The 5,994-nt window shown below is 36.0% G+C and carries 7 protein-coding genes; 4 read left to right on the forward strand and 3 right to left on the reverse strand.

Annotated features, from left to right (window positions below):
- The 3 genes from AC11ZT_RS12685 to AC11ZT_RS12695 all read left to right on the forward strand — a co-directional run.
- A partial coding sequence (locus AC11ZT_RS12685; protein ID WP_484059949.1) for a DUF350 domain-containing protein occupies window positions 1-372 on the forward strand: 372 nt, incomplete at its 5' end.
- A 22-nt stretch (window positions 373-394) separates the two neighbouring features.
- Window positions 395-901 carry a DUF4178 domain-containing protein gene (locus AC11ZT_RS12690; protein ID WP_484059950.1) on the forward strand — a complete coding sequence of 169 codons (507 nt, stop codon included), beginning with the start codon at window positions 395-397 and terminating at the stop codon, window positions 899-901.
- An 11-nt stretch (window positions 902-912) separates the two neighbouring features.
- Window positions 913-1,683 carry a DUF4247 domain-containing protein gene (locus AC11ZT_RS12695; protein ID WP_484059951.1) on the forward strand — a complete coding sequence of 257 codons (771 nt, stop codon included), beginning with the start codon at window positions 913-915 and terminating at the stop codon, window positions 1,681-1,683.
- Between the two features lie 17 nt (window positions 1,684-1,700).
- On the opposite strand, the gene AC11ZT_RS12700 is transcribed toward AC11ZT_RS12695, so the two are convergent.
- Both AC11ZT_RS12700 and AC11ZT_RS12705 read right to left on the reverse strand, forming a co-directional pair.
- Entirely contained in the window at window positions 1,701-2,897 is a 1,197-nt protein-coding gene (locus tag AC11ZT_RS12700) for an MFS transporter (protein ID WP_484059952.1), read from the reverse strand.
- Window positions 2,898-3,085: 188 nt separating this feature from the next.
- On the reverse strand, window positions 3,086-3,853 hold the full coding sequence (locus AC11ZT_RS12705) for a DODA-type extradiol aromatic ring-opening family dioxygenase (protein WP_484059953.1): 768 nt from the start codon (window positions 3,851-3,853) through the stop codon (window positions 3,086-3,088).
- Between the two features lie 335 nt (window positions 3,854-4,188).
- Between AC11ZT_RS12705 and tatC the strand changes: the two genes are divergently transcribed.
- On the forward strand, window positions 4,189-4,944 hold the full coding sequence (gene tatC, locus AC11ZT_RS12710) for a twin-arginine translocase subunit TatC (protein WP_484059954.1): 756 nt from the start codon (window positions 4,189-4,191) through the stop codon (window positions 4,942-4,944).
- A gap of 83 nt (window positions 4,945-5,027) precedes the next feature.
- Here tatC and AC11ZT_RS12715 read toward each other — a convergent pair whose 3' ends face one another.
- On the reverse strand, window positions 5,028-5,687 hold the full coding sequence (locus tag AC11ZT_RS12715) for a lysozyme family protein (RefSeq protein WP_484059955.1): 660 nt from the start codon (window positions 5,685-5,687) through the stop codon (window positions 5,028-5,030).
- Between the last annotated feature and the right edge of the window lie 307 nt (window positions 5,688-5,994).

The following is a 5,994-nucleotide window of genomic DNA, read 5'->3' on the forward strand; positions in this document are numbered from 1 at the left end:
TGGACTGCTTCAGGAGCAGTCACCCTTTTCATACTTATGTGCATTGATTCTTTGTTTACAAAATATAAGGATTTAGCTGAGATGAAAAAAGGAAATGTCGCAGTTGCAACAAGATTTGCTATGAAATTATTTGCACAAGGATATATTTTGTCACAGTCGATATTGAAATCCAATGATTTATGGCAAGCATTGCTTGCTTCTGTTATTTCCTTTTTTATTCTAGTTCTTCTTCAGTTTATTGTGCAGTTTATGTTACAACGAGTAGCTGATTTTGATTTAGATGAAGGAACACTGCAAGGTAAAGTTGCATATGCTCTCGTAGGCGGTTCATTGCATGTGGTGGGAGCGCTTATTTTAGCTGCTTGTCTATAATGATTTAAGGGAGAGTATACTTGTGGGTATATTTAATCGTATTAAAAATATTATGAAGAAGCCAGAGCCACCAAAGCAGGAAAAAAGCGTATTAACATTAGCTCCGGGAGATATTCTAGAGGTATCGTTAGTTACCTACGAAATTATTGGTAAGACAAGTTTGAAGAATCGAAATGAGATCTTTTTAACATTACAAGATGGAAATACGATGAAGTATTTAAAAGTAGAGAGCAGAGAAAAACTATATTACGAATTATATACGCCAATCGATGGACGACTCGATTCTATTCAAGAAGTACCAACAACCATTCATATGGATGATGTAGATTATTATATGGAAGAAAATTATTCTACTTATGTAAATAATCAAGGAAAAACCCCTTTTCCCTCTTCTAGTGAACAATATATATGGGAATTTCAATCTGATAATCGCAAGCTATTGCGGCTTGAATGGCAGGATGGCCGCATGATGATGTATGAGGGAGAATCGGTTCTTACTGCTGATGTACAGATTATACGAGGAACATAGGAGGGACGATTATGCTAAAACGGTTCGTTATTAGTATGAAAGTAGCCATAGCAGTTGTTCTCGTTTCTTCGCTATTGTTTGGCTGTACGAACCAGCAATCGGTTAGCTCACTTTATCCTCTCGATTCAGCCGTGAATAACGGAAGCCAGCAATCTTATGTTTACCGTGCCGAAAATAAGACTGTTCCAGAGGTAGCCAGTCAATTGAGCGAACAGAAAAAGCCAGAACAAAGCTCAAAAACAGACGACAATCAAATGTTTCTCGTCTATTCTGATGAATTATATAACATTCAAAAGGATAAAGATAAGCCGACAGATACATTGATTGAAGTGAGTAATCAAGAATTTGTTCGAAATAATTATAGTCCATCCTTTTTAGAAGGGTATTTGTTAGCTAGTGTATTGGATCGTTTGTTTTTCCAAAAGGGATCGAATTATGGCGATTACCGGGGTTATACAAATCGAAATACCTATAAACCAAGTATTGATTATCATAAACCGACTGTTGAAGAAAAGAAAACGCTTCCGCCTTTAACGACACAAGGGGTAGGAAGTATAATTAAGCGAAGCGATTCAGGTGGGAGCGGTACGTCAGTAGGGTCCCAAGGCACCGTTACTGGTAAGAGCGCACCATCAACAAATCAAAACCAGGGAAATGTTATTAAGTCGGATACACCATCTAGTAATGTAAATCCAAAGCAATCTACAGTTACTCCTCCTAAGAGCAACTCACCTCCGAAAACAAAGGTGGGAAGTACGGGAAGTATAATAAAGCGAAAATAAAAAGAAGCGATGAGTCATTATAGATTCGTCGCTTCTTTGTTAGGCTGTAATTCAACTTTCTTTTTAGTCACAATAAAATAGCCAAGCATGGCAAGAAGAATAACAAAGGTACTATAGAAGTATAGAGAACGGAATCCGATGCCAGCTGCAAGTCCTACGACAACCGAGCCAATTCCTATACCTGTGTCAAATATAGATAAAAAGGTAGCTGTAGCTACTCCTTTTCGTGAAGGAGCTGCATTTCGAATGGCAATCGTTTGGAGAAACGGAAATAAAGTACCCCATCCAAGACCGATAAGCGCTGCTGATAGAAGAAATAAAAGTGCTGAATTTGCTGTACTTAACACGACCATACCAATAGCAAACAAGAGAATTGAAGGATACATTACTTTATTTGCGCCATACAAGTCAAACCATTTCCCAGTAAATGGTCTTGAAAGAATAAGTACAACTGCATAGACAACAAAAAAGTAGCTTGCTGAAGATGCAAACCCTATTCCTTTTGCATAGACAGATACGAAGGAAAGTATGGATGAGTATACCAGTGCAAATATGGATGCCACCAATGAAATACGAATCGCCGATACCTCAAACAGATTTGAGAAAGAGAATTCTATATGTGGCACGGAGGGATTGTTTTCTGGCAAGTACTTTGGAATTTTAATTAATAAACCAATAAGAAGAGATAGAAAGGCAAATGAAGAGCTTATTATAAATAAGTTTGATATGCCAAAATTTTGATAGATTGTTAATCCGATAAATGGTCCCAATACCATCGCTAGATTTGTTGACATGGTGAAATACCCCATACCTTCACCTATGCGGGAACTCGGAATTACATCGGCGACAATTGTTCCCGCCACTGTTGTTGCCATTCCAAATCCAATTCCATGTAAGAAACGTAGAACCAATAGACCGGTAATCCCCTGCGGGACAAAATATAAAAGTGCAACTACAAAAAAAATCAAGAATGATACTGTAAGAACAGTTCGTCTTCCCAGTTGTTCAATCCATCTACCTGTCAATGGGCGTATGATTATTGCTGCAAATAGAAATACAGTAACTAGTAAGCCTGCTGAAGAAGCATGACTATGAAATGTTTGCATGGCATATACAGGTAGAGTGACAAGTAGACAATAAAATACTAAAAACAGAAAAAAATTACTAATTGAGACACGGATGAAATTCGGTGTCCATAGCTTCGGTTTTGTCATGAATGTTCCTCCTGATAAATATGAATCTTTCGTTAACAAATTACTTACCTAGGTAAATTTATCATGATAAGAGAAAATGAGTCAAGAAAAGAAGAAGAAATGAGATTAAAAAAATGAAAGAACGTGCCAGCTCTTGCATAAGATAGATAGCACGTTCTTTTCATTATTTTAGGTTGTTTATCTACAATTTAAAACTCTAAGCATAGATAACTTAAAGTACCAAGATCATATGAACGGTTGATAATCTTAGCTTTTTGATTAGGATTTCCACTTCCCATTGCAATAAATAATGGCACAAAGTGTTCAGGGCGTGGAACAGCTAAGCGAGCCTTTGGTGCTAATTTCGCATAATTGAAAAGGGATTGTAAATCATTTTTCTGGATATGATCGATTAACCAGTCGTCAAATTCTACAGCCCATTTTTCAGGTGTTGCTTGATCCCATTCTAACATACCAAGGTTATGGACAGTTACGCCGCTACCAATGATAAGAATGTCTTCTTCTCTTAATTCACGAATAGCTTCCCCAATCTTATATTGCTCAGCAGGGGATAGATAAGGATGAATAGATACTTGTACAACGGGAATATCTGCTTCTGGATAAATTCGATGTAATAAAGTCCAAGCGCCATGATCTAAGCCACGTGATGTATCCTTCCTTACACTTATTCCGCTTTTGGTTAGCTTTTGGGCAAGCTTAGAAGCCACTTCGGAAGAACCTTTCGCACGATATTTAATCGTATATAGCTCTGGTGGAAAACCACCAAAATCGTAAATGGTATCATATTCATCATCAGAAGAAGAAATCGTTAATTCACCGCTTTCCCAGTGAGCAGTAAATACAATGATTGCCTTTGGACGAAGTTGCTCCCCTAAATCTGCTAAAAACTGCGTATATGGTGTTTGCTCTATCGCAAGCATGGGCGATCCATGTGCTAAAAATAAAGATGGCATCATAGTAATAATTCCTCCTTAATATTATATTAGTTAATTACTTTATGTAAGTAAGTATATAATGGTAATTGTTTTTCGTCAAGTAAAAATTAAGCTGTCATAATCTGTTCTTATAATAGCCTTGAATAGGAGGATAATGCGTACTATAGTATGTACGTACTAATGAAAAATGTATAGAGAATTATATCTAGTGATAGATACAAAAAACAAAAGAGAGAATGTCCTATGTATTTATTATTCGTATCATTAGTCTATCTGTAGGGAAATGGTAATACGCTACAGAATATGATACTTTAAAATGCGGTATTCACATTACTTCTACATGAGGAGTTGAGATAATGAATCTTGAAGAGTTCCATTACATCGAACATATTAACGAACTAAGGAAACGTCTTATTATTACAAGTATATGTTTTGTTGTCTTCTTAATTATTGGTTTTGCAGCAGTAAAGCCATTGTATCATTTTATTACAAGAAATTTAGCGACAAAGCTAGTTGTGCTTGGACCTGGAGACATACTATCACTTTATATTACATTAGCGGCTATCATCGCTATAATTGGTACCATCCCTGTGGCGGCACTTCAGTGCTGGCTCTTCGTGAAGCCGGCGCTACGGGAATATGAAAGAAAAGCAACTCTTATGTATATTCCTTTATTATTTGTGTTATTTCTTATTGGACTCGTAATTGGTTACTTTTTTGTTCTACCCAATATTCTTTCCTTTATTTCGTTTCTTGCTGGGGATGTATTCCGACAAATGTATACGGTAGATAAGTATTTTGGTTTTATCTTTCATCTTGTTATTCCATTTGCTCTATGCTTTGACATGCCAGTTGTATTTATGTTTCTCACAAGTATAGGGATTATTAAACCCGCACATTTACAAAAATCTAGAAGATATGCGTATTTTATCTTAGTTATCGTAGCATGTTGTATTTCGCCGCCAGATATTATTTCTCACTTATCAGTTAGTATTCCACTTATTCTTTTATATGAAAGCAGTGTACTTGCCTCTCATATCGCATATCGGAACAAGCAAAAAAGAGAGCAGGCTTATATGGAAACTGAGGGAAATGAATCTTTAAGTGTATAAATATAAATAAAAAGAAAGCGCAGGTAATCGATCTAAGCTGCGCTTTCTTTTTATTTAGTGAAGTTAAAAAGGGGAAGCATACATTATTTAGCAAATGCTACTTTTGAGTTGTTTGTTTGTATTGTTTTTTCTACTACGGCTAGTTTCTTTTGAACCTTGGAGGCGTAAGTGAAATCTCCAAAGCAGTAGGGATAACGAAAATTACCTTTAAATCCACCACATGTATACATAGTCGGATGCTTATCGACCTGCATTTTAGAATAGGATTTTGCTAATTCCTCTGTATGCTTATATCCATTTTCAGCTACATAACGGATGTAACCTGGCCCCATATTGTAACTTTGAATAATAGTATCCATATCGACCTTGCTCTTCTTACCAAGCTCATACATTTGATAAAAATGCGATACACCTTGTTCAATGCTGGATGAGGGGTTTGTAATGGCGTTTCTTTTTAATCCTGCTGATTCTGAAGCCTGCATCGGATCATTTCCTTCTCCGCGGCTTTCTTGATACATAATTGCTAATAATACGGTAGTAAACTCTCCAAGCTGATACTTATTCAATTCCTTTTGAATATCGGATTTGTAAGTGAGTACCTTACTTGGTGAACCTACTGAGTCTGACGACTGAAAAAAAGGAAAAATATTTTCATTTTCATTAATCCAAATCATTAAAGAACCGAGTACTATGGGGAGTAAAAAGAGGGGAATGAGGATTCGTCCCCGCTTTCTTACGTTCATGCTAAAATCCCTCCGTTGCTAACGAATATATAGAGCTAAAATTGTATCTTCTGTATAGGTTTTTATTCCCTTAAAAGTACAATTAGAATTAGTAAATTGAATTAGTTCTCTATAATAGTATCACACTTAGTGGTATTGTCTTATTACATGTAGTTTACAAATTGTTGAGAAAATGTTGAGATATTCGACAATATTTTTAGAAAAAAAGAACTTGACAACAATGATTAGTGTCGAAAATCATCGAAAAAATGTTCTGTTTTTTGAGGTGACGACTGAAAAAATACTATGTTTCCGTGGTTTCAACTAG

The sequence above is a fragment of the Ectobacillus sp. genome, assembly GCF_056992975.1.

What these genes read in the sequence shown, in the direction of transcription:
- AC11ZT_RS12715 (WP_484059955.1), bottom strand. Translation starts at nt 5,687, where the DNA reads ATGAACGTAAGAAAGCGGGGACGAATCCTCATTCCCCTCTTTTTACTC.
- AC11ZT_RS12705 (WP_484059953.1), bottom strand. Translation starts at nt 3,853, where the DNA reads ATGATGCCATCTTTATTTTTAGCACATGGATCGCCCATGCTTGCGATA.
- AC11ZT_RS12700 (WP_484059952.1), bottom strand. Translation starts at nt 2,897, where the DNA reads ATGACAAAACCGAAGCTATGGACACCGAATTTCATCCGTGTCTCAATT.
- tatC (WP_484059954.1), top strand. Translation starts at nt 4,189, where the DNA reads ATGAATCTTGAAGAGTTCCATTACATCGAACATATTAACGAACTAAGG.
- AC11ZT_RS12695 (WP_484059951.1), top strand. Translation starts at nt 913, where the DNA reads ATGCTAAAACGGTTCGTTATTAGTATGAAAGTAGCCATAGCAGTTGTT.